The 24,314-nt window shown below is 49.6% G+C and carries 20 protein-coding genes; 8 read left to right on the top strand and 12 right to left on the bottom strand.

Annotated elements, in window-relative coordinates; all coding sequences use genetic code 11:
* Positions 1-122: 122 nt before the first annotated feature.
* From AC6R03_RS04375 to AC6R03_RS04345, 7 genes are all read left to right on the top strand, one after another.
* On the top strand, positions 123-1,238 hold the full coding sequence (locus tag AC6R03_RS04375; protein WP_500632248.1) for a hypothetical protein: 1,116 nt from the start codon (positions 123-125) through the stop codon (positions 1,236-1,238).
* 124 nt (positions 1,239-1,362) lie between these two features.
* Complete coding sequence (locus AC6R03_RS04370) at positions 1,363-1,650, top strand: hypothetical protein (protein WP_500632249.1); 288 nt, start codon at positions 1,363-1,365, stop codon at positions 1,648-1,650.
* Positions 1,651-1,957: 307 nt separating this feature from the next.
* The gene (locus tag AC6R03_RS04365; RefSeq protein WP_500632250.1) at positions 1,958-2,155 is read left to right on the top strand and encodes a DUF6538 domain-containing protein; all 198 of its coding nucleotides are present in this window, start codon (positions 1,958-1,960) and stop codon (positions 2,153-2,155) included.
* Positions 2,142-2,324, top strand: a complete 183-nt coding sequence (locus AC6R03_RS04360; RefSeq protein WP_500626045.1) for a diguanylate cyclase domain-containing protein — start codon at positions 2,142-2,144, stop codon at positions 2,322-2,324. The genes AC6R03_RS04365 and AC6R03_RS04360 overlap by 14 nt, the downstream gene beginning before the upstream one ends.
* Before the next feature lie 131 nt (positions 2,325-2,455).
* Entirely contained in the window at positions 2,456-3,172 is a 717-nt protein-coding gene (locus AC6R03_RS04355) for an ABC transporter ATP-binding protein (protein WP_334552662.1), read from the top strand.
* A gap of 2 nt (positions 3,173-3,174) precedes the next feature.
* On the top strand, positions 3,175-4,611 hold the full coding sequence (locus AC6R03_RS04350; protein WP_500632251.1) for an ABC transporter permease: 1,437 nt from the start codon (positions 3,175-3,177) through the stop codon (positions 4,609-4,611).
* Positions 4,608-5,876: a DUF3526 domain-containing protein gene (locus AC6R03_RS04345; RefSeq protein ID WP_500632252.1), complete on the top strand. Its 1,269-nt coding sequence runs from the start codon at positions 4,608-4,610 to the stop codon at positions 5,874-5,876. Before AC6R03_RS04350 ends, AC6R03_RS04345 begins: the two co-directional genes overlap by 4 nt.
* 80 nt (positions 5,877-5,956) lie before the next feature.
* Here AC6R03_RS04345 and AC6R03_RS04340 read toward each other — a convergent pair whose 3' ends face one another.
* The 4 genes from AC6R03_RS04340 to AC6R03_RS04325 form a co-directional block, all read right to left on the bottom strand.
* The gene (locus AC6R03_RS04340; RefSeq protein WP_500632253.1) at positions 5,957-6,439 is read right to left on the bottom strand and encodes an NUDIX domain-containing protein; all 483 of its coding nucleotides are present in this window, start codon (positions 6,437-6,439) and stop codon (positions 5,957-5,959) included.
* Between the two features lie 2 nt (positions 6,440-6,441).
* The gene (locus tag AC6R03_RS04335) at positions 6,442-7,353 is read right to left on the bottom strand and encodes a histone deacetylase family protein (RefSeq protein ID WP_500632254.1); all 912 of its coding nucleotides are present in this window, start codon (positions 7,351-7,353) and stop codon (positions 6,442-6,444) included.
* 62 nt (positions 7,354-7,415) lie between these two features.
* Positions 7,416-8,432 (bottom strand): LacI family DNA-binding transcriptional regulator, encoded by a 1,017-nt coding sequence (locus tag AC6R03_RS04330; RefSeq protein WP_500632255.1) that lies wholly within the window; start codon positions 8,430-8,432, stop codon positions 7,416-7,418.
* 167 nt (positions 8,433-8,599) lie between these two features.
* Positions 8,600-11,692, bottom strand: coding sequence for a GH116 family glycosyl hydrolase (locus AC6R03_RS04325; RefSeq protein WP_500632256.1), 3,093 nt, complete (start codon positions 11,690-11,692; stop codon positions 8,600-8,602).
* 66 nt (positions 11,693-11,758) lie between these two features.
* Here AC6R03_RS04325 and AC6R03_RS04320 point away from each other — a divergent pair, with 66 nt between their 5' ends.
* Positions 11,759-12,709, top strand: coding sequence for an aldose 1-epimerase (locus tag AC6R03_RS04320; protein ID WP_500632257.1), 951 nt, complete (start codon positions 11,759-11,761; stop codon positions 12,707-12,709).
* Positions 12,710-12,748: 39 nt separating this feature from the next.
* On the opposite strand, the gene AC6R03_RS04315 is transcribed toward AC6R03_RS04320, so the two are convergent.
* From AC6R03_RS04315 to AC6R03_RS04280, 8 genes are all read right to left on the bottom strand, one after another.
* The gene (locus AC6R03_RS04315) at positions 12,749-15,160 is read right to left on the bottom strand and encodes a glycoside hydrolase family 94 protein (RefSeq protein ID WP_500632258.1); all 2,412 of its coding nucleotides are present in this window, start codon (positions 15,158-15,160) and stop codon (positions 12,749-12,751) included.
* A gap of 86 nt (positions 15,161-15,246) precedes the next feature.
* Positions 15,247-16,338, bottom strand: coding sequence for an ABC transporter ATP-binding protein (locus AC6R03_RS04310; RefSeq protein ID WP_487903504.1), 1,092 nt, complete (start codon positions 16,336-16,338; stop codon positions 15,247-15,249).
* The gene (locus tag AC6R03_RS04305) at positions 16,338-17,687 is read right to left on the bottom strand and encodes a GH1 family beta-glucosidase (RefSeq protein WP_500632259.1); all 1,350 of its coding nucleotides are present in this window, start codon (positions 17,685-17,687) and stop codon (positions 16,338-16,340) included. The genes AC6R03_RS04310 and AC6R03_RS04305 overlap by 1 nt, the downstream gene beginning before the upstream one ends.
* A gap of 13 nt (positions 17,688-17,700) precedes the next feature.
* A complete protein-coding gene (locus AC6R03_RS04300) occupies positions 17,701-18,597 on the bottom strand; it encodes a carbohydrate ABC transporter permease (RefSeq protein ID WP_334552683.1) in 897 nt (298 codons plus the stop codon).
* Between the two features lie 2 nt (positions 18,598-18,599).
* Positions 18,600-19,565, bottom strand: coding sequence for a carbohydrate ABC transporter permease (locus AC6R03_RS04295; RefSeq protein ID WP_420378211.1), 966 nt, complete (start codon positions 19,563-19,565; stop codon positions 18,600-18,602).
* Positions 19,566-19,653: 88 nt separating this feature from the next.
* Positions 19,654-20,898 carry an ABC transporter substrate-binding protein gene (locus AC6R03_RS04290; protein WP_500632260.1) on the bottom strand — a complete coding sequence of 415 codons (1,245 nt, stop codon included), beginning with the start codon at positions 20,896-20,898 and terminating at the stop codon, positions 19,654-19,656.
* Positions 20,899-20,937: 39 nt separating this feature from the next.
* Entirely contained in the window at positions 20,938-21,945 is a 1,008-nt protein-coding gene (locus AC6R03_RS04285) for a LacI family DNA-binding transcriptional regulator (RefSeq protein ID WP_500632261.1), read from the bottom strand.
* A 288-nt stretch (positions 21,946-22,233) separates the two neighbouring features.
* Entirely contained in the window at positions 22,234-24,234 is a 2,001-nt protein-coding gene (locus tag AC6R03_RS04280; protein ID WP_500632262.1) for a methyl-accepting chemotaxis protein, read from the bottom strand.
* Positions 24,235-24,314: the final 80 nt, after the last annotated feature.

Here is a 24,314-nt window from a genome sequence, read left to right as displayed (position 1 = left end):
GGGATAAAAATTGCCGCATTCTAAGAAACTTCGCAGTACATTCGCTCAAAAGAGACGTTAAGATTTGTTCCATCGTAAGGGATGAACTTTAAATTCAATTTAAAAATGCAGGGTAACAGAAAATGCGTTTAGATAAGCTCGAGAAGACCAACAATGAAATTAAAGCAAAAGAAGCGGAAATCAGAGATAAAAATAAAGTAGTTCAAGCACATAGTGAAATTGTAGACAAGGTTGAAAAAAAAAGTGAAGTAGTTGCACTTCTCTTGGGCCTTTTCTTCATTATCGGACTAGCCTCTATCGTCTATACCTACAATCAAATTGAAGTCTACACTGCACTAGGGAAGCTTATAGTTTACGCTAATACCGCTATTGGTGTCGTAATCTTCGCGGCAGTAAGTATTTATGTCTTACGCATACGTTCTACCAAAAATAAAATTAAAGAGCAGCATAATTCAATAGAACATGAACTAGACCAATTAGTAAGGGAAGCTGAACGCCTTGAGAGCGAGTCTCGATCTCTTGAAGAAGGGCTAAAGGTTGAGGAGGAGTTAGTATCCTCATTAGCAGAGTGTTCAGCACAAACAAACAATAGCCTTGAATTAGCAAGCGAAAGATTGGCCTCAACAGATCAAAATATAGAAACGGCACGACAGCATTTTGAAGACGGAAGGTTTAGCCCTTTTTGGGACAGCATTGAGGATAGCTTGAGGTCCCTTGATGAATTCCATCAATCAATTTATAACATTAACGAGCACAGTAAAGAATACAGAAAGTTACTAAGCACATTGAATGATGCAAACGAAGGGCAGCCATCGTTTCAGATTCCGAATCTACCTGTTACAACAGATACATCGAAACAGTTGGACATAGTGAACCGATTGAATAGTTCAATGCGTGAACTGGTAGCGAAAGCTCAAGCTGACATTGGCTTTGCATCTATATTTGAAATGAAGAAGACAAATTCCATATTGATTTCTGGATTCACATCATTAAGCAGCGCCATAGAGGGAGTTGGCGACTTAATTATCGAACAATTGTCTAGTGTATCAGATGAACTTCGAAATCTTGATCAGACACTTATTCATACTCACAACGAAAGCAAAGACGTTCAGTTGCAAATGCATAGAGATAGTGTAGCTCTTCAGAACGATAGTATCCGTGTTCAAAAAGACCTTGCTCGAAATGTCGATACCATCAATAAGAGATACGACTCGAAGACAATTAAAAGTTTTGTGTAAGTTAAGATCTGTGATTCATATTCATAGAGATAGTTTAAATTTCTTAGCTGAAGATCAAAATTCTATCTCGATAAATATAGGGTTATATACCCGTGGTTTTTTAATATTGTGTTAGGGGAAAAACATGAAACTGAGATTAATAAGTATCGCGGCTTTACTAGGCATCTTTTCACATGCTTCACTTGCAAATGAACGCTATGAGATCGACGACTGCACTGTAAAAGTTATGAAGAACCAAAACGACATAACCCTGTACAACCTTTCCAACCATCTAAAGATACGTATTCAAGGCAATTATGTTTATTTTTTCAGCAAAGGGACTAACGCTCATACTGACGCTCTCATTACTCCAAACAACAAATTTGCTCAACGCGTAGCTGAGGCCTTTGTGAAATGTAGTGAGCAAAGTTAAGGTCACTCATAGTTAGCTCTATGATTGAGCGCTATCAGTATTCTTAGAATCCAGCTGTGATCACTAAGCAATTCTATAGTTGTCGAACCCTATCGAAAAGACTATAGTCAACCGTAGGAATCAATTGTTTAACCGTAGCATGTGTTACCACGCTTAGTTATTGATAGTTAACAGTAATTGTTGATTTGAATGACGGAGTGTTGGGTTCAAATCCCTATCTCTCCGCCACATTCAAGCCCTTGATTTATCAAGGGCTTTTCTCGTTTTTAAGCAATCAAATGTCACCTAATACACACAGGTGATACATATGTATTTGATAAAGCGAAGCTATAACGTGTTTTATACGCGTATTTCCACTCCAACTCCCCTGCAAGCTTCCTTGGGTTATCCAAGAGAAATTCGTCTCTCTCTTTTCACTAAATATCGTCGATTAGCGACCAAACGAAATGCTCAGCTCGCTCGCGCGATGTACAAGCAAGGTAGGAAAAGTTGTGCGACTACGTGATGTCGTCGCTACCTTCTCCTTCACCGACATTCCCGCGTTGACCATCAGTATCGGTGTCGCCAGATATCACGATGGCGATGACATCAATACCCTTCTCTCACGCGCTGACCATGCGCTCTATCAAGCCAAAGACCAAGGACGTAACCGCGTCGTACTCGCCTCTGACTGATGGCTTCGCGCCACGATACCCCTTAGAGTCGATAAACAGCGATGAGAATGTGGACTTAATCCACTTGATTGCAAATACGTTATAACATAACATTTGCGACCAATTCTCATTAACCAACTTGGAAAACTCCCATGACACAACCTGTGGTCGTCGCCAACGCTCTGTGCGTCGAGTTCGCACACAACCCGGTTCTCAATGATGTTCACTTTAGCGTCCAGCAAGGGGAAGTCTTTGCTTTGCTCGGTGGCAATGGCGCCGGCAAATCGACAACGCTCAAAACCTTTTTAGGCACCGTCACGCCATCATCAGGCCATGCCGAGGTACTCGGTCTCTCAACCACCACTCATATTGATGAGATTCGTAGTAAAGTCGCTTACTTGCCTGAATCCGTCATGCTGTATGGGCATTTAAGCGGCCTTGAAAACATCGACTACTTTTTGTCTCTCTCGGGCGTTACTCGCTCACGTCCTGAGGTGGAACAAGCTCTTGCGCAAGTGGCGCTCCAGCCCAATGCCTGGCATCAACGTCTCTCCAGCTATTCCAAAGGAATGCGACAAAAAACCGCGATCGCCCTCGCGCTGCTGCGTGAAGCGCCCGTGCTGTTTCTTGATGAGCCAACATCAGGCCTAGATCCAAGAGCCATTGACGAGTTCAACCAGTTGATCAGTGCGCTTGCCAAACAAGGCACGACGGTGTTTATGGTCACCCACGATGTCTACGGCGCATGCCAAGTGGCTGACCGAATCGGCCTATTGGACAAAGGACGTATTGTCGGTCTGTTTGAGCGTTCAGAACAAGGCAGCATCGACACCGAGCAAGTCCACGCCGCGTTCGCGCAAAGGGGCTAAGCATGAAAACTCTCTCCCTTATTCTGTTCGATGAGTGGCGTTTTTGGCGTCGCAGCAAAGTTGCCGCTACGGTGCTGGTGATCGGCGTATTACTCACTCTGGCATCTGTGGTGGTCAATCATGTTGAGACACAACACGCCGATGCTGAGCGTCGCCAACTTCAGCAGTACTCTGAATCCCAATTTATGGCCCAACCTGACCGTCACCCACATCGAATGGTCCATTACGGTCACTACGTGTTTCGTAATCCCACGCCATTGAGTGCACTGGATCCTGGCGTTGATGCGTACACGGGTCATGCGATTTTTCTTGAGGGACACCGCCAAAACACCGCGATGTTCGCTGAGCAAAACCAGTCTAGCGGCATGACACGCTTTAGTTCTCTGTCTCCTGCCTTTTTGGTCCAGGTGCTGTTACCACTGCTGATTGTTTTGGTCGGTTACAGTTGCGTCACGCGGGAAAAAGAGGCCGGTACCTTGACCGTACTCATCACGCAAGGGGTGAACGCTCGTCAACTGCTGAGTGGTAAGTTCCTGGCATTGGTCTTGGCCGGAGTCGTCATGTTATTACCCTTGATGGTTGCGAGCCTACTCGCCATTGGCGAGGGTGAAAGTGTCTTGACCAGCAGCGCCTTTATCGCCGGTTACCTTGGCTACATCGTCATTTGGAGCGCGTTGGTGCTGTGGGTCTCGAGCATGAGTCAACGCAGTCACGCCAGCTTCGCCATATTGATTAGCCTATGGGTGGTATTTGCGGTATTGATGCCGCGTATTGCCAGTTCAAGTGCCGCCACACTAGCACCTGCAATGGGCAAATTGGAGACAGATTTTGGGGTGATTGAGGAGCTGCGTCAGCTTGGCGACGGACACAACGCCGCTGACCCTGCCTTTGAAAAACTCAAACGCGATCTCCTTGAGCAATACCAAGTGGACGACATCGCCGAGTTGCCAGTCAACTTTCGCGGCGCCGTCGCCGCGTATTCAGAAGAGAAACTGACTAAGGTGCTCAATCGCTACGCCGAAGACAACATGGACAAAGAGCAAAACCAAGCGAACATTGCGCGCCAATTTGGTTGGTTATCGCCGACAGTCTCCATGGCCAATCTCTCGATGATGCTGGCCGGTACCAACTTGGAAACGCACCATCGCTTTTTACGCCAAGCCGAAGATCTGCGTTTTGAGTTCGTTCAAGCGCTAAACCACGTCCACCTGCACGATCTTGACTACCAAACTGACGTGAATCGCTATAAAGACGACGCGACAGCCAAAGCCGCGCGCGTCGACGCTCACCACTGGCAAGTGCTCTCCTCTTTTACTTTTACGCCACAAGCGCCCAACGCCCGCCTCGCCCAAAGTCTGCGATATGCGTTGCAAATGGGACTTTGGTTACTGATTCTGGCGGGCCTTATCCGTTTCGCGACTAGGAGATTGATGTCATGATGTCTTTAACGGATCTCATCCGTGAAACCCGTTTTCTCGCTAAACAAGGTTACGTTGTCGGCTTTTTGCTGGTTGTGTTTGCCCTGACGAGCTTTGCCATCGTTAGCGGCGTAAATGAAATTCGTGAGCAGCAAGAGACCTTAGTTCGCTTGCAGGCGAAGGATGCCACAGAGCGCGAACACATTCTCGCCGAGCAGCACGACTACGGCAGCGCCGCTTACTACAGCTTCCACCTCACCTACTCTGAGCCTCAGCCGCTTGCCTTTGCAGCCATGGGCCAGCGTGATGTGACGTCTTGGAAGCACCGCATCCGCATGCTAGCGCTTGAAGGGCAGATCTACGAAACCGACGCACAAAACCCGGAACTCTCCTTGGCAGGCTTTTTCGATTTTGCGTTTATCGTCAGCATACTACTGCCTCTGTTTGTGATTCTGTTACTCCATGATTTACGGGCGGGCGAGCGCGAAGCGGGTCGCTACGATCTGCTGTTGGTGAGCGCTAAACGTCAAGGCTCGCTATGGGCTGCGCGTGCGTTGATTCTCTGCACCGGGCTCGCGCTGGCACTGTTGGTCCCCTTTGGTCTTGGTGCATGGACGATGGCAGTGCCCATCATCCAAGTCCTCGCGGTGATGGCCATCGTACTTGTCCACCTCGCGTTTTGGGCATGGTTGACCTTACTCATCGGAAAAACACTCACACAGAAAGGTCAGCGCTCGGCGCGCATTGCCTCAGCTTTACTTGGTATTTGGTTAGCCTCGACGGTGGTGGTGCCCGTGGTCAGTGATAGCGTGATTAACCACACCATCACAGGTCCAAGTGGCGGCGACATCGTACTGCTGCAACGCGAAGAGGTAAACGGTGCGTGGGACAAACCCTTTTCTGATACTTGGGCGTCATTCTTAACTACCCACCCAGAATGGGCGCAAGCAACCGATATGCAATCACTGTTCGAATGGAAATGGTACTACGCGTTTCAGCAAGTGGGCGATCAAAAAGCCGCGCCACTGTCACAAGCGTATCGCCAAACACTACGCGAACGTGATGCCGCCGCTGGCTATGCAGCGTGGCTTTCGCCTTCAACGCTCACCCAACGTTGGATGACATCGCTGGCGAATACCGATGTTAAAGCGAGCATGCGCTACGAGCAACGTGTGCGCGATTTCCACCAATCGCTGAGACACTTCTACTACCCGCTGCTGTTTGGTGACGCGCCATTTAGCCATGATGAACTGGAGTCCATGCCGGTTTTCTCTGACGAGGGCTAAGGCTCGCTCACTCAAGCAATGAGCGAAAAAAAAGGCGCAGAGCAATCACTTGCCTGCGCCTTTTTCATAAATCTGCTCAGTTAAAGCTGGTTAATGTCTTCAAACGATCCTTGAATGTAAGAGCCGAGATGCGTGGCGTAGTGTCCACTTTCAATCAGCGCTAACAACTTGTGTTTAAGCTCCACTGGATAGAGACGTTTCTCTGCCAACTGTTCAATCGGCACCCACTCGACGCTTTGAATAAACTGCTCGTCATTCAGCCCTTTAAGGTTCTCTAAGTTCGGTGTGCCTTGATAATGGGTGATGTGATAAAAGAACTCGGCATGGTAGCGATGATTTTCCGTTTCAAGAAACTCGCGCACGCACACTAGCTCACCCACTTTCACGCTCAGCCCTGTCTCTTCGACGAATTCACGTTCAACACACGCCTTCGTGCTGCGATCAACCGATTCCATGCCGCCACCCGGCGGTATCCAGTACTCACCGGTAAAATCGTTGACTCTGAGCAACAACACGGCGCCTTGATCGACCAGTATGCCCGCGGCACGTATCCTGTGTTCCATGACTAATCCTTGTAAACATCCATTGCAGCTTGAATCAGCTGCATGTGTATCGGCACTAAATCCTCATGACGAGTGCGATAACCACCACCGACGACGCAGGCAATCGGCACACCTCGCCTCGTCGCTACTTCAAACATAGCTCTATCTCGTTGATATATCGCCTGTGTTGAGACATTAAAATACCCCAGTTCATCCTCTTGGTGAATATCCACACCGGCATCATAGAGAATAAAATCAGGCTGATGCAGATTCACAGCCATCTCAACCACGCTAGTAAAGTGACTTAAAAATGTCGCATCGTCTGTGCCCTTTGAAAGCGCCACATCGAGATTAGAATCCGGTTTGCGCGCCGGAAAGTTCTTGTCGCAATGAAACGATAGGGTAATGATCTCCGCCTCATCTCGACACAAGGTCGCCGTGCCATCGCCGTGATGCACATCGCTATCAACAATAAGCACAGTATCCACATGCTCATTGGTCAAGGCTCTTTTGGCCGCGATCACCAAATCGTTGATCAGACAAAACCCACTACCAAAATCATAATGCGCGTGATGGTAGCCGCCGCTCAAATGAATCGCCACGCCTCGCTCTAGCGCCGCGTCCACCGTTGCACAGGTACCCCCTGCCGAAGTGAGGGTGCGAGTGATCAGTTGCTCACTCCAAGGAAAGCCAATACGGCGCATTTTGGCAGCAGGCAGTGCGCCGCGACACAAGAGATCAAGATATTGGTCGCAATGGGTACGCGCGGCTTCCTCCATCGTGATGGCACTGGGCGTGACCCAATCGATACGGTGCTGCCAAGGCGCTTGCTTGCGTATCGCCTCATACAGATAGCGATATTTGTTGATCGGGTAACGATGCCCATCAGGCAAGGGTAAATCGGAGTAGATCGGGTGGTATATCAGGGGGATCATGAGGACAACAAACACGTAACCATAACGCCCATGCTAGCAGCTCATGGGCGCAGGGAAAACGACTATCGATAGATGGACTTGGTGGATTGTCGAATCATCAAGTCTATCGGTGGTAAACGAGCCTCATGTCGTTCGCCTGACAACAAGTTCAACATCGAACGCGCAGAGACGGCGCCTATCTCTTCAATCGGCTGACGCAATGTAGTTAAAGCGGGCGTAAAGTATTGAGAGGTGGGCAAATCATCAAAACCGACGATGGAGACATCCTCTGGCACTCTAAAACCGTGGTCAGTCAGGGCTTTCATTGCGCCATAGGCCGTTTGATCATTAGCGGCAAACAACGCAGAGAAATGCACTTTAGATTCAATCAGTTCAACCGTTTTCTCATACCCTGTTTCAGAGCTGAAATCGCCCTGTTTGATCAATTTTGGATTGGGTTTGATTTGCGCTTCAGTTAACGCTTTCTTGTAACCGGCAAAGCGTGCCCCCGAATCTGGTTGACTGGAGAGCCCTTTAATGTGGGCAATATTCACATGGCCAAGTTGCAACAGGTGCAGCGTTGCAATATATCCGCCCAGTACATTATCTAGATTCAAGGAGCGAACATTCTCCCCTTGAATGTCATAGCCTACCGCCACAACCGGAATGGATTTCGCCGTGGTGAGAATCGACTGCTCACTCAAGTTGCCCGTCACAACGATGATGCCATCGACGTTGCTTTTCATCAGGTACTCAAGCGCATGAATCTCAAGCTTATTTTGCCAATGTCCAGTCGCTAAAACCAAGGAGTAACCTTGCGCCAGTAATACATTCTCCATGTCATTGAGAATACGACTGGTATAAGGACTGTCTGGATGCTGAATCAGCACACCAATCGTCATCGAGCGACGAGTCGTGCTTTGCTGCATATGAAAATTGGGCTTGTAACCGAGCGTGGTGATCGCCTGCTCGATCTTGTGGCTCTTGTCATCAGACACATAGGTGGTGCGGTTTAAAAAACGCGACACCGTACTAGGCGAGACGCCAGCCAACGTCGCGACATCGTACACCGTGGGGGATTTTTTCTTCTTGTTTGTCATAAGGTTGCTCGGCTCATCATGAGTCACTCACCGTTAGTGGCTGAACTATAATGGGACTGAGTCGTGTACTCAATCCCAACGATTGCGGCTTTGTGAGGTTCAGGCAAAACTCAATGGCAACCAGATATGACATCGCTCTGCCTGCGCCCACGTATGCGCGTCCCTCATTATTGGTACAGATAAGCGAAAATCATTCCCGGTCTGAAGTATCGCCCTGCGGTGTACTTTAACCCCGTGCTGAGTAACCACTTATGCAGCTCAGCGTGATCCGGCCAATTATCCTTAGCAGCAAACTCGTCAGACGCGAGAGAGCGAATAAATTCATCGGTATCATCCGTCAGATTTGGATTAACACGCCCATCGCTAAGTAGATGACCTAAGTGTTGCAAATACGATACCCACTGCTGAGCGCGAGTCTTATCGATGTCAAATCGCTGCGCCATCGACTCTGGCGTCACCACGACCGAGCAATTGAAACCCTCCGGCGCGGCGAAAGGAATCTTCGCCATTTGGTACAGCGCCTGATAGACGGTATCCATCAAGGTTTCCGCTTGCGTTTGCTTACCCGCCAAACGCAGCGCGGTGGCAACACTGAATTGCACGCCAATCCAGACATCTTGCGCTTGGAATGCCTCGTGAGGACGCCCGTCCGCTAAGGTCATATTCGCCACCCCCAGCTTAGGACTGTTCGCAACAAAGTTAGTTTGGTAGATAAAGTCCAAAGTTCGCTCAGTCCGCTGCGGCGCAAACAAGCGAGGTAGCCCCACCAATTGCAGGTAGCTGTCAGCCAGTAACGCATCACCAAAACTGTTATCTGAATCCTCCACCAGCTCAGAAAACTGAGGCGTAAAGGCGGCGGGTGCGCGGCTCAATAACTGCTGCTTCTTCACTTTACGCTGTGCCCTTTGGCCATCGTCACTCGCCTCGTCGACCTCATCAAGATACGTGTTCAACACCGCGGCATCGCTCACTGCGTCACCACTCACCGCTAACCCCAATCCTTGTAGCTCAACCAAACCTTCTCCTGTCAGATGCTTGGCTTGGACCGGCGTAACGAAAAAGTGGTAATAGCCTTGCTTCTCATCCCATAAGGCACGTTCGAGGGTTGCCAAAGCGCGCTCGCTACGTTCATTGTACCCCTCGCTCAGCGCCATCTCACCAACACATTGAGCTAACTCAGCTGCCGCGCGCAACCCTGCGGCCCATAAGCTACCACAGTAGATAGAGATGCCATGAGACGACAGGTTATCAAACGTATCGTCCGTGCCACGTGTCAAAGGTAGATCCTCACCGGGGCCAATCAGTTGACTGAGGTACTCGATGCTCTCTTTCACCGCCGGCCAGCACTGTTCCACCACCGCCTGATCGCCGGTTTTCTGCCAGTGGCGGTAAACCATCAAGATGTATTTAGGTGCGAGATCCTTCCACTCTTTGACGTTATGCCAACTGTAGGCATCTGGCTGAATATCGTAAGGGCTGCCCAGATCGTGAATTACCGCGCCGCGCTCGGCACGTGTCCCTTGGTATTTTTCGTCAACCAGCTCAGCGTAAGGTTTGTCTTCATACTCCCAATAGCGCCGCAGAGTATTGTCACTGGCTAAAATCGCCCGCGCAAAATGCTTCATCACCGCCCCATCGAGTTGCGGCAACAAATACAGCAGTGAAAACGAACCGTAAAAATAAACATCCAGTGAGTTAAAGAAGGGATAATCGACACACTCTTTGACCAGCAAGGTATCTTCGACGTCCCACACGGTTGATTCCGCTAGAAACGAGAGGCTATTCATCGCCATCGTCGCGTAACGCAGGGCACTCTCTTGGCCACTAAACTTGGCAACCGCCTGGTCATAGAAGCCTTGTTGCTGGGTGACAATACGCTGCTCTATCTCTGAAAGCTTAGGCAAGGTCTGGGTTAATATCGTTTCAGCGCGCGATGGCTCAGGGAAGTAGCGAGCGTACGCTTTGTGACTTTGCCAACCGTCGAGAAGGATTTTGCTGTGATCCATCACTTGCGCGAAACGCAGCGATTGCGTTTCACCCGGCTCAAGCTTAACCTGAACACAAACTAGAGCACTGAGTGGCTCACGGCCACTGTAGATACCGCGGTCAAAATGATCATTGGTTCGCCCTGTATGCAGTGCACGCCACACTTGTTGCTGCGCCTTGCTGGCGTAAACCTGTGACTTAAGCGACACGGTTATCTTGCCCGCTTGAACTGTGCTCGCTGACGCTTGAACGCCGTAAATCACTTCGCCTTCAATATCACTGGCATACGGTGAGTTGGACGCCAAGCGCACACCACTGAACTGCGTCTCACCTTGGTCAAGCACAATCGGTTGATGCTGATGCCCAATAGGGTTTTGCACCAAGTGACAACACGAATCTTGTACGCCATCTCGCGCCTTTTGGTAGGTCGCTCCCATCAAGTTATTCAGCGGCTGAACCACTGTGACCCACTGAGCTTTATTGCTGCGGTTGGTGAGCTGAAATTGGTTCCAGTGCAAAGGTAGACTGCAAAGTTCTGGGGCATCTTTGACCACAGGAGAGACCACTTGGCGAATTAACTCAATATCACCGAGTCCATGATAGTCATACTCCGCCAACGGATACAGCGCCCGATAATGCACTCGACTGGCCTCAACAGAAGGCACCACTGCACCACGCTGCGGTGTCAATGACCACGCGTGGGTCGACCCATTGACCAACAAACCATTAAAAAAGTCGATCGCGACCAGTAGCTGAGTCTCAACGCTTGTCTCGTCAGCCTGAATTGCCTGGTGCGTTGCAGCGCTAAATTCAATATTCCAGCGTAGAAAGTGCTCTTTGTTGTTCAAGTAGAACTGACCAGACAAAATGGTCTCCCTAATTAAGGACAATAGCTCACCTTTATTCTTACATTGTGATATCTCATGTAAAAATATCGCTGGATAGTAATTTAAATACAGTTTCGCTTCAGAAAAATCCGGTATATCTAGATTCTCAACGTGATATTCATCCATCACAGAAATATAGAAATCGTTGAAGTAGATATCATCCTCTTGGCAATCAATAAATATACCAGGAATGAAACTAAAATTCGGCGTTTTACCTTGCGGCGTTAAGGTGAAGGTGTTGCCAATACCACCCACCGCCATCCCTGTATTTTCAGGGGTGGTTGAGATAGGCGTATACCAAGGCTGGATAAATTCAACGGCGTTGCCTTTACTGCACAGAACATCCGATGGACCAAAATATGAAGTGTATGGAATTTTATTTATCATAATGTGAAAACCAACATTGAACATTTATATTCATCAATTAATATCGTCTTCAAAGGAGATATTAATATGTTTAAAATCGTTAAAGGGAAATTTGGAGATTTTCACTCCACAACACTCTTAAATTCAAAACTCGGCATCTGCGTCGAAATTATTCAAGACTTTGGTGCCATTATTAACCAATATCGGGTCAATCATAGTCCTTTCTCATTTATTGTTGGCTACCAAGACAGTCAAAATGTGATTCAATCTCACCCTTTTTTCTCTCGTAGTGCCAAACTGTTTCCCTTCCCTAACCGCCTAAAAAACGGTCAATATCACTACCGAGGCCATGACTACAGATTACCGGCGAACTTTCCTTGGTCTGAACATGCCGTACATGGCCTACTTTACAATCAACCGTTTCAAGTCGTTGAGACCGATGCACAAGAGCACTTTGCCACGGCGCGTTTTCGCTATGAGACCGGCCATCTTGCCGACGGTTTTCCGTTCGCTTTCCGGCTCGACGTCTGCTATCACATTGATGAGACTGGCCGCCTTCGCTGTTATACCGAGATCACCAATACCGGCGAATCCCCTTTCCCTTATGGCGATGCTTGGCATCCTTATTTTTCGCTCGGTGATTCACTGGCACAGTGCCAACTGAGCCTAAGCCCTCATCAAGAGGTCGTACACCGCGATGATTTACCCACCGGCGAATACACGAGCAACACCGCCCTCAGTAGCCCAATGACACTCGCCGATGTCACACTCAATCATTGCTATCGATTTCATCAAAGCAGTGATCAATCGCTCACCCTAACCCGAGCGGATCAACAAGCCCGTCTCGACTACCAGCAAGGGGCAAATTACCCTTTTATTCAGCTCTACACGCCAGCGTCGGAGCCGAGTATTGCAATTGAACCTATGTCATGCCCTGCTGATGCGTTTAACAATCACATCGGTTTATTGGAACTTAACCCCGAGCAAACCGCGCAGTTTGAGTGGCAATGCCACGCGCACTATCAGCCACGGCGCTGATGCACCATCGTCGGGGAGGCGAACCTCCCCGAGCGTTGGTTAGCCTAGCGTCACCTCAATACGGTGGTCACCCGCCGCCAATACGGGCACTTTATTGCCCTCGACACGTTCACCGTTGACACGTAACTCAGCCACCCCCTTACTCACCCGGTTAGGGTTATCGACATGGATGTGGTACGTGGCGCCGCGAAATTGTCGAGTCACACGAAATTCTGGCCACGCTTTAGGAATGCAGGGGTCGATGATCAATCCATCGATGTCTGGTCTTACGCCCAAAATCCACTGTGTGCCCGCGACGTAAGTCCAAGACGAGGTGCCCGATAGCCAAGCATTGCGTCCCAATCCAAACTGCGGATGCTCATCACCCAGAATGTTTTGTGGGTAACAGTATGGCTCCGATTCGAATGTCTCAATCACATCATTTTTCGAGGCAGGATTGATTTGACGATAGTACTGATACGCTCGGTCACCATTGCCCATCTTCGCTTCAGCAATCATCACCCAAGGGTTAGCGTGCAGGAAGATGCCGCCATTTTCTTTCGCCCCAGGTGGATACGTCGAGACGCCACCTAAGTTAGGATCAAAGCCGTTATAGCCTGGTGTTGACAGCTTGATCCCATTGGCGGTATTGAGTTTCGAGTAGACAGAATTCAGCGCCGTGGTAGCACGCTCGCCATCAGCAAACCCGGAAATCACTGGCCAGCTTTGACCATTAGTGTAGATTTGCCCTTGCGCGTTGATGTGTGAGCCAATTGGCTGACCTTGCTCATCAAAATAACGGATAAACCATTCGCCATCCCAGCCACATTCGTTGACGGTGGATTTCATCTGCTCGTACTGCGCTTGGTATTGCTGCGCACGTTGCTCGTCACCCCGCAAGCGACACAAATCAAGCATATCCAACAGCGCTTTACCGTACATGTTGGCGACCATCATCGACTCGGCGCCAGTGGGTAAGTTAACCGTGTCATTCCAATCCGCAAAACCCAGTAGCGGCAATCCGTGTTGACCGGTATTGCTGTGCGTGAACTCTATCGCTCGGCATAAATGCTCCCACACTGAGGCAGATTCAAGCGGCTGACCCTGTTTATCTTTTTGATAAAACGGGATCGATTTGTCGAGAAACGCACCGTTGCCTGTTTCTTTGACGTATTGGGTGACGGCATAAATGATCCACAAGTGATCATCGCCATAGTAATCCGGTCGGTCTTCTTCTTCTCGCGAGTCACCGGCATTGGCTTCCATCGTAGAGGGAAAGAACTGGTGCATCGCGGAGCCATCTTGGTTTTGGACCGATAAAAGACGCTCAATAAACTCTCGCGCCTCTTCCGGCATATGGGTAATCACGCCCAAGGTATCTTGTGATGAGTCTCGAAAACCAATACCACGCGCACCGTAGCCAAGCTGATACAGAGACAAGTAACGTGACCAGTTCTTAGTAGTATGACACTGACGCGGGTTGTGGATGTTCAGCATCGAGTTCATCGCCGGATCGGGCGTTTCTACCTGTACGGTCGCCAGGTAAGATTGCCAATGTTCGGCTAGCTCAGCAAAGGCTTTGTCCACTTGGGCGTGATCGCGGTATTTCTCCAGCATGGGCATGGCCTCAGCCAAACTCGACATTTGCGTCAGTTGCACGACTGTGCGCTCACTCGCTTGGGGCTCAATCCAACCCAAACGCAAATTGAGTGCGCCGATGTTGTCGCCACGTAAACACTCGCTGTTGCCCAGTTCCTCTGCAAACAGCTTCTCTGGCGCAGCCCAACTGCCATAACCGTAATTACCGAGAAACACTTGGCGGTCGCCATCGAATGAGGTCGCTACTCGGTCGGCGGTCATCAAGTTGACGGCATAATCGCGCTTCATAAATGCGTATTGCTCTAAGACGGTATGACCGCTCGCCTGTTGATGCGCGTTGAGCGTCATCGTTTGCGGCACCCAGTCCGCGTTGACGAGCTGCTTAAGGGCATCAAAATGGGTAAATTCGAATACTGGCACAACATCTACGTGCAAAGCCTCGTCACTGATGTTGGTGATTCGGATGTCTTCGAGCAAGACGGGGGCATCTTTAGGTACAAAGAAGGTCGCCTCACAGCGTACCCCATACCCTTCGGCGATGATGGTGGTGTATGACAGCCCGGTATGGTTCTCAAACTTATCGAGAGGTTTAAGCGTCGGCGTATAGAAGGGTGAAAACACCTGAACATCGCCTTGGCGGTTTTTCACCTTTAGGTATAAGGTCGACCCTTTAAACTCTGAGTTAGGCAACTGAGCTATGTATTTGGTGATGCGGTTGAGGGCTGGGTCACCTTTACACAATACCACGCCGCCATTGCTGTCGACCAAGCCGCCAAACTCGAGTGTGCCCACGTAGTTACACCACTTGATTGGCGTACATGGTGTGGTGGCGACGTATTCTTTGTTGTTATCGTCAAAATATCCGAAATTCATGTCACTATCCCTGGCTCCCCCAAACCGAGGGAGCAATTCATTAAATCGTGTAATAAAGCGAATGAGATTCGCCGTGAGTGGCAGCCTTAGCTCGCGAGCGAGTTTTCGCTCAGCGCGTCAAACAGATGAATCGCGTCGAGATCGAGGTATAAAGTCAAATCCTTCACATCCACTTCTGCCGCTTGGGTTTCAACCATCAACGGCTGACCGCTGACCTCGGTTTTCAGCAAAATGCTGGCGCCGAGCAGCTCTTTGTCTTTTATGGTGACAGGAATCGGCAGCACGCGGTCATGGTCCACTTGCTCAGCACGCAAATGGATATCGGTTGGGCGCACACCAAAGTGCAGTGCGAGGTTTTTCGACGCGTGCGCTTTGAAACGCTCTGGCAACGGGATCTCGACGTCGCCTAGGGCAACAAAGAACGCCCCTTGCTTTTCAATCAACTTCGCATCCAACATGTTCATCGACGGGTTGCCGATGAACTGCGCAACAAATTTGTTGGCAGGGCGTTTAAAGACTTCGGTTGGCGTACCGACCTGCGCCACATAGCCATCTTTAAGAATGACGATGCGATCGGCGAGCGTCATCGCCTCAATCTGATCGTGGGTCACGTAAATCGTGGTGGTTTTCAGCTCACGATGCAGTTGCTTGATTTCTTCACGCATCACACCGCGAAGCTTCGCATCAAGGTTCGATAACGGTTCATCAAACAAGAACACCTTAGGTGTACGAACCATAGCACGCCCCATGGCCACACGCTGACGCTGGCCGCCCGATAACTCTTTCGGTTTACGATCAAGCAAGGGTTCGAGCTCGAGCATTTTGGCCGCTTTGCGCACTTCAACGTCGATGTCTGGCTTTTTCATCCCTTTCAGTTTGAGAGCAAACGCGATGTTCTCGTACACCGTCATGTGCGGGTAGAGCGCGTAGCTTTGAAACACCATCGCCAAATCACGATCTTTGGCATCGATTTTGTTCATCAGCTTGTCGCCGACAAAAATATCGCCTGAGGAGATGCTCTCCAACCCCGCGAGCATGCGCAGCGTGGTCGATTTACCGCAGCCAGAAGGGCCAAGGAACACCACAAACTCACCATCATTGACGGTAAAATCGAAGTGCTTTACCACGTCCACATCACCAAACGATTTTTTAATGTTACGAAATTCTACTTTAGCCATTAGTTGTTCTCCTCAGCGCGCTCTAGCAACATATTGCGATAGGCAATGGCGCTCTGTTTCAAAGTTCTTTGTTGAGTTTGGTAATCGACATGGACGATGCCGAAACGTTGGTGGTAGCCAAATGACCATTCGAAGTTATCCATCAGGCTCCACGCAAAATAACCATCGACGCGAACGCCCGCTTTGATAGCGTTGTCGACCGCTTCTAAATGCGATTGGAAGTACGCCACACGTTGCGTGTCGTCAACGCGGCCCTCGCAGACGTCATCATCACCGGCAGCGCCGTTTTCTGTGATATAGACAGGCGGTAGATTGGCGTAGCGCTCTTTAAAGCGCACCAAGAGATCCGTCAGACCTTGTGGATAAATTTCCCAGCCAATGTGGGTGTACTCCGACTCTTGCGGTTTGATGGTCTCAATCTCACCTTGCTCGTTGTAACGGGCAACGCTGCGGCTGTAGTAGTTCAGGCCAACATAATCCACCGGCGCTGAAATCACTGCCAAATCACCTTCTAGGATCATCGGCATATTGGCGGCGTGTTTTTCCATCACCACCGCTGGGTACTCCCCTTTAAGTACCGGATCCATGAACCAGTGATAACTCTCCGCTTCACAGTAATCCGCCGCGCCTTGGTCTTCTGGCGTTAGTGGGTAAGACGGCGTCGCGTTAAATACAATGCCATGCAAAGAGGCTGGTGCATTGGCGCGCAGGATTGGCATCGCCAAGCCGTGGCCAAGCATCAAGTGATGAGACGCTAAAAAGCCCTCTTTGTCCCCTTCGATACCCGGCGCATGAATTCCCCAGCGGTAGCCGAGAAAAGCGGCAACAAACGGTTCGTTAAGCGTAGTGTAAACATCAATTTTGTTGCCAAAATACTCACTGACAACTTGAGCATACTCAGCAAACTTGTAAGCGGTTTCACGATTTAACCAACCGCCCTTGTCTTCAAGGTATTGAGGCAGATCCCAATGATAGAGCGTGACATAGACCTTTAAACCACGAGCATGACACTCATCGATGATCTGCTCGTAGAACGCCAATCCTTGCTCATTGACCACGCCGTCTTGTGGCAAAATGCGCGGCCACGCCATGGATAAGCGGTAAGCATCCACACCGAGACTATGAATCATCTCAATGTCTTGTTTCCATAAATGGTAGTGATCGCAGGCTACAGCGCCGGTGTCGCCATTGTCGACTTTGCCAGGCACGGCGCAAAAGGTATCCCAAATAGAGGGCGTACGACCGCCTTCATGGATGCCACCTTCGATTTGGTAAGACGAGGTCGCCACACCAAAGACAAATTCCTTACTGCGTAATTTTGAGTCACTTGGAAGTTGATATTTATTCATTTTCTTACCTTATCTAACCTTTTACTGCACCCGACGTTAAGCCGCTGATCATCTGTTTTGACGCGAAGAGATACGTCACCACCAAAGGCAAAATGGAAATGGTGGTCCCCAGCATCACCGCGCCCCATGGCGTATTAGGAATCCCTTGCACACTGCGCAGGGCTTGAGTAATCACGTAGTTTTCTGGCGTCGTCAGTACAACTAACGGCTGCATGAACATATTCCAGAAGAAGACGAACTGGACGATAGCCAATGTTGCCAACGCCGGTTTCATCAATGGCAAAACCACGCTCCAGTAAGTTCTAAACTCCCCCGCTCCATCCAGTTTAGCCGCTTCAAGCAACTCTTTCGGGATCGAGGCCACAACGTGCTGACGCATCAAGAAAATACCAAACGGCGTCGTCGTAAACGGCAGCCAAACCGCCATGTGGTTATCAAGCAAGCCAAGGAACTTGACGATCATAAAGTAGGGAATCAAGCTCAGTACGGGCGGGATCATCATGGATCCAACCAACATGCCAAACAGGATATTTTTGCCGCGGAACTTGAACACAGCGAAGGCATAGCCCCCCATGCTACAAAACAGTAGCGAAATCGTGGTGCCTAGGAAGGCGACATAAATCGAGTTAAACATCGCTTGCCAAAAAGGCATGATCTCTTGCAGTTTGGCGTAGTTGATCGCCAAGCTGTCACCAATGGCAAAGCTGATACCCGAACCAAAGATCTCGGTACGGTCGCGTGTGGATAACAGCGCCGACCAAACAAACGGAAACACCGTCACAATCGCAGAGACAATCAGAATGATGCCCAATACGACCATCAGCACCTTAGTGAAAATTTCAATCGCTCGGTCGCTGGGCTTGATGGCTGCCCAAATCGACACTGGCGAAGTCGCAGAGTGAGTCGTCATGGTTATTGCTCCCCTAAGCCTTTTTTACCGAAGAAGAAGAATTGAATCGTGGTACACGCAGCGATCAAGGCAAACAGCAACCAAGAAATCGCTGAAGCGGTGCCCATCTCTAGCCATTCCCAACCCACTTTGTAGAGGTACATGGAGATGGTGAGACCCGATTGCCCCGTACCGCCAGTACCACGTGTCAGAACGAACGGTTCTTCAAATAGCTGTAGGTTACCGATGATGGTCATGGTGACCGCGAAGAAGACAAACGGACGAATCATCGGCAGTGAGATGTTCCAAAAACGGCGCAGTGCGTTGGCGCCATCCATACGGGCAGCTTCTAGGATGTCTTTGGGTATGGTCATCAAGCCTGTGGTGTAGAGCACGATGTTGAAACCGGTGTATTTCCAAAACACCATGATGGCAATCGATGGTTTCACCATAGTCGCATCATCTAACCAACGAATCGGCTGGTACTCATTGACCCAACTGAACGCCCATCCAAACAGAGAACTGTCAGCCAACGCCATCAAGGTTTGGTTGATGATGCCGGAGTTTGGCGAGTACATGTTGAAGAAGATCAACGATGCCGCAACGGTTGAGGTAATAAACGGCAGAAAATACGCTGACGTTAACCAATGACGAAGACGGTCACCCATTGACACCAAAATGTACGCCACAGGAATGGCGACAAGGTGCTGAGCCACACCGGATGTGATGGCTAACCACAACGTATTTTTCAATGAGCGCCAAAGCCACGGGTCGGTCAATGCAATGTAGTAGTTCTCATACCCCACATATTGCATCGCGCCGAGTCCTTCGACTGGGTTCCACTCATGGAACGAGAGATAAACAGAAAAAAGTAACGGGAAAATCCCAAATACAGAAAAAATAATCAAAAACGGCAATAGGAATCCGTACGGTGTAAGCGCTTTCAAATTTAGGCGAGAAAAAAGACTCTGACCGGTTGAAGTTTCCATGGCGCTGCTCGCTGCTTGATTCATAGTAACGACCTCTTACCTAGGGAGACGCAGAGTTGCGTCTCCCAAACTTAAAACAAACGTTGACTTACAGGTTGCGCGTACGACGCTTGATCAAACGCTCTGCTTCTTGCAGTGCGGTTTTGATGTCTTTGCCTTCATCCAGCACTTCCATCAACGCGTTTTCTAAGATGATAGAGCGCGCGACGTGGTCACCTTTTGCTGGCGCCACTGGCTTGATGTTCTTCGCCACTTCAGCAAACAACAAACGCGCTTTCTGTCCACCTAGGAAGGCCACTTCTTCTTGGAACAGATCGTCATCGTAGGTCGTCACGTTCGCTGGGAACGCAGCAATAGTTTCAAAGTGCTTGAGCTGCACATCACGGTTAGTCGTCATGTATTCAATCAACTTCCACGCTTCGTCTTGCTTAGTCGATTGTGTCGGAATAGAAAGGAATGAACCGCCCCAGCTACCGTAGATGCCATCTGGTAGGTTCGATACGCCCCACATACCGGCGGTGTCTGGTGCGATCCAGTTATTGAGGTGGCCCAATAGCCAAGCACCTGACAACTGCGTGGCGAATGTGCCATTACGGAAACCTTCGTACCACTCGTTTGACCATGCCAAGATACGACCATCTAAGCCTTTGTCACGGATCTGCTTCGCCACTTCGAACGCATGAACAAAGCGCTCAGACGTCACAACAGGATCGCCGTTGGCATCAAAGTACAGACCTTCGCCTTCCGGCACAGTCGTAAAGATAATCGCTTGCGCAACGTCCGCTGCAGAGGCAATCAACTGGACATTTTGTGCTTTCAGTTTTTCACCCGCCGCGATGTAAGAATCCCAATCTTTAATGGCTTCATTGACATCAATACCCGCGTTTTCAAAAATGTCGGTACGGTAGTACATGACACCTGGGCCTAGGTCGACGGGGATACCGTAGACATCACCATCACCGCCCTTGCCTTGTGTCCATGCATAAGGCGCAAAGCGATCGGCGTATTTGTCTGCCCCATATTGCTCAGATAAGTTCACCAAACCGCCAGAGGCAACAAACGGACCGATTTTTTCGACATCGACTACGATCACATCACCTGCGCCCGACCCTGTTGCCAAGTTGGTAGTCAACTTGGTGTGGTGGTCACCATGGTTGTTCATCAGGTAGTCGACCTTGATGCCAGACTCTTTTTCAAATTCAGGCAGAAGCACTTTTAAGCTGCTGTCAAAATCTGGAAATCCATCAAAGCGAATTTGACTGTCTGCTGCTGTCGCTGTGGCAGCAAGCCCGAGTGCAACCGCGCTCGAAAGCGCTAAGGTCTTAAATTTCATGTCTTATCCTTAATCTTGTTATTGGTGTTTAAACGAGTGCTATAGGGTACTGTTTAGGTCCTTGACTGAATCTCGCACTACCAACGCGGGGTTGAGTTTGAAATTCACATCACGCTTGTTTTTGTTCAGTTTTTGCAAGGTGAGCTGTACGGCCTCAATGCTCATTTGCTCAATGGGGAAGTTGATTGTGGTTAACGATGGGGTGAGGTAACGAGCGAAAATGTTATCGTCAAATCCCACCAGCGACACCTCCTCCGGGATAGAGAAACCTGCGCTGCGTAGCACCTCAAATGCACCAAAAGCCATGTGATCGTTCGACGCAAAAATCGCGCTGAATCGGCACCGACGCTTGAGAAGTTTTTTGGTGGCGATAACACCGGTCTCTTCGGTAAACCCTGCCTCCGAGACCAGCGCTTCGTTGTACTCCAAGCCTGCTTCCTCCAGTGCACTTCGGTAACCCTGCAAACGCCCCCGTGCGTCTGACTTATCCAAAGGCCCTGTGATACAAGCAATCTCGGTGTGCCCCTGCTGCAAAAGATATTGAGTCGCCAGTTTGCCCCCCAACTCGTTGTCAATATCGATGCAGCTCTGATACATCTCTGGAATAAAACGGTTCACTAACACAACAGGAATCCCTTGTTCTTCCAGAGCGATCAGATAGTCATCACACAGGTGTTGAACATGAAGAATTAATGCATCGACCCTACGTCCTAGCAAAAACTCCACTGACTCACGTTGCCCCTGCTCCGTGTTTGAGCCAGCTGTCACCACTGCGTGATAACCAAAGCGGCGCAGGTTTTCCTCTAGACAATGGAGAATGCCCGAGAAGAAAGGCCCACCTAGCTCCGGTACAACAATCCCAACGCTACCGGTACGACTCGACGCTAAGGCTTGAGCAATCGAATTGGGACGATAGCCCAGTTCTTTGATCGCTTTTTCCACCTTGAGCTTCTTGTCGTGACTCACGCGACTGGTACCGTTAATGACTCGAGATACCGTCGCCTGAGAAACCCCCGCATGCTCGGAAACGTGTTTAATTGTTGCCACTGAAACCTCAATACTGCTTTGACTTGAAACCGCTTACAGGCTGAGTATTCCGTAGTTGAAGGGAGGAATGAGTGAGTGTCATCACACTAATTTTTGGAAAAAAATGGCGGTTTTGGAAAAATAGAGAGCCGCTACAGTTTCAATCGTCGCCATGAAACAGTTTCATGAAATAACCACACATCTTTTATTTATCAGGCCAGAAAATAGCCTAATAGCATGTGTTTTTATGGGGCATAAAATAAAAAAAGAGAGGCAAATACCTCTCTAATATAATGCTTAATAGTGAAATTAATGGCGCAATATAAAGCTGGCCGTTAATTCAAATTGCACTTGCGCCAGTTGTTCCAACTCTTTTCCTTGAGTCGCGAGTTGGTGTGAGCGATCTAAATTTTGCTCTGCTAAGGAGTGAATGTGACTGACGTTCTTAGTGACATCACTGGCCACCGACTGGTGCTCCGTTGTCGCACACGCGATTTGATGGCTACGCTGAGAGACCTGATCCAATCGGCTATGCACTTCATGCAGTCGCGCGTTGACTCGCTCGGTTTGCTGCATGCTCTGCCCCATCCCATTCAAACAACTGGCAATTTGTTGGCTAGCGAGATCCGAGCGCTGTTGCAATCGCTCAATTTTACTTTGAATCTCTTTGGCGCTGCTGGTGGTCTGCGCTGCTAAAACCCGCACTTCATCGGCCACCACAGAGAACCCTCGGCCATGCTCACCGGCGCGCGCAGCTTCAATCGCCGCATTCAGCGCAAGTAAATTGGTCTGCTCTGAAATACCGGATATAGCCTCCAATATCGACTCAATGCTGGCACTTTCAGCCTCCAGTACTCCGATGGTTTCAGTGACTTGGTTAAGCTCTTCAGAGAGCGATTCCAACATCGCCACATTGCTATTCATCTCTGTCTGCGCGTGCTGGGAGTGCTCAACGGCGCCAGTGACTAGGGAGAGCGTCTGCTCTGCTGAGCTCGCGATGTCTGTCACCGAGCACTCGATTTGCTCCATCGCCGTCGCTACCAGCAGCGTTTGCTCCGTCTGTTGACTGATCGCTTGATTGAGCTCTGCGCTAATGGTTTGGTTGGAGAGTGATGCCTCATTGACCTGCGCACTGGATTGACGAATACGCTCAATCATCTCCGACAGATGACGCACCACGACATTGACCTTTTGCGCCACCTGACCAAACTCGTTGCGCGCTGAATAATCGACATCAGACGTAAGATCTTTCTGCGCGATGGCATCGAGTGCCCCCAGTAAGAGCCGTGTCGGTCGGCGCACCATACTGGCAAAACTCAAACCCAACACAAGCGCGACAACAATAGAGCCAAACGAGATGCCGATAAACAAGGTTTGAGTTGCCTCGGTGGCCGATTTTGCCTCTTCATACAGGTCATTGGCGACCTGATTGGCAAAGCGTGACAAGCCATCGATATGCTCGAGCTGGCGATCAATGGCTTGTTCCAACTCCTGACGTAGTTGTCGCAATTGTTCTGCCTGCTCTACGGTTTGCAGGTGCCAATGCACCGCACCCTCTTGAGCAAACGCATGTAGCTTTAGGCGCTGTAAGGTACCTTCTAGCGTTTGATAGACCTTTGGCGCTACTGCGGTTAAGGCTTGTTCGCTCTCCTCCAAATAACGTTGACGCGTCGTAAAACGTCGCGCCACTGAGCGCAGCTCTGTCATGTCTTTCTGCTTGTAGACCTCATTCGCTTCATTGCCCAGCAACGACACTTGACTGGTCAATCCATCCAACGCTCGCTGAGCTGACTCTGATTGTGCTCGTGTACGCGCACGTTGAAGCGAGTTACTCAACTGCGTCATCAGTTGTTGGAATTGAGATTGAAGATAGTCACTGCGATCTTGCGCATCAAGCACATCGGTATAGGCACCCATCACCGCTTCCAAACCACTGAGCGCCAATTGCCCTTGTTCTTTGACGGGTGTGAGGAATGGCATGAGCTGAGGTTGATGCTGCGCTGCCGATTCAAACCACTCCAACTGACTCAGATAGACATCGCGATTGACGGCTATCCGCTCTTCAAAAGGGGGCAACTCATCCAAATATTGAGCCGATAAAAAGGGCGTAAGGCTACGATTGATATTAAGAAAATCTATGGTCAACTGCGCAGAGCGCAACATCAATGGCGTCGTATCACGAGTAATCGACTCCATCTTATCTGTGACATCTTGGTTACTGTGTACAGAGAGCCACGCCGATCCGACCATAATCGCAATCAAGCAGATAAAGCCCAAATAGAGGCGTGACACAAGGGTTTGAAATGGCATAGGTTCACCCGTTCTTGACCGAATCTAGAACACTTCGGTGTTTGACAAGGATAAAAAATGGGCACAAAACTGTGCCCAAA

This window comes from Vibrio sp. R10-SG-ISO4, assembly GCF_059834135.1.
This window is presented reverse-complemented; position numbering and strand designations above follow the sequence as displayed.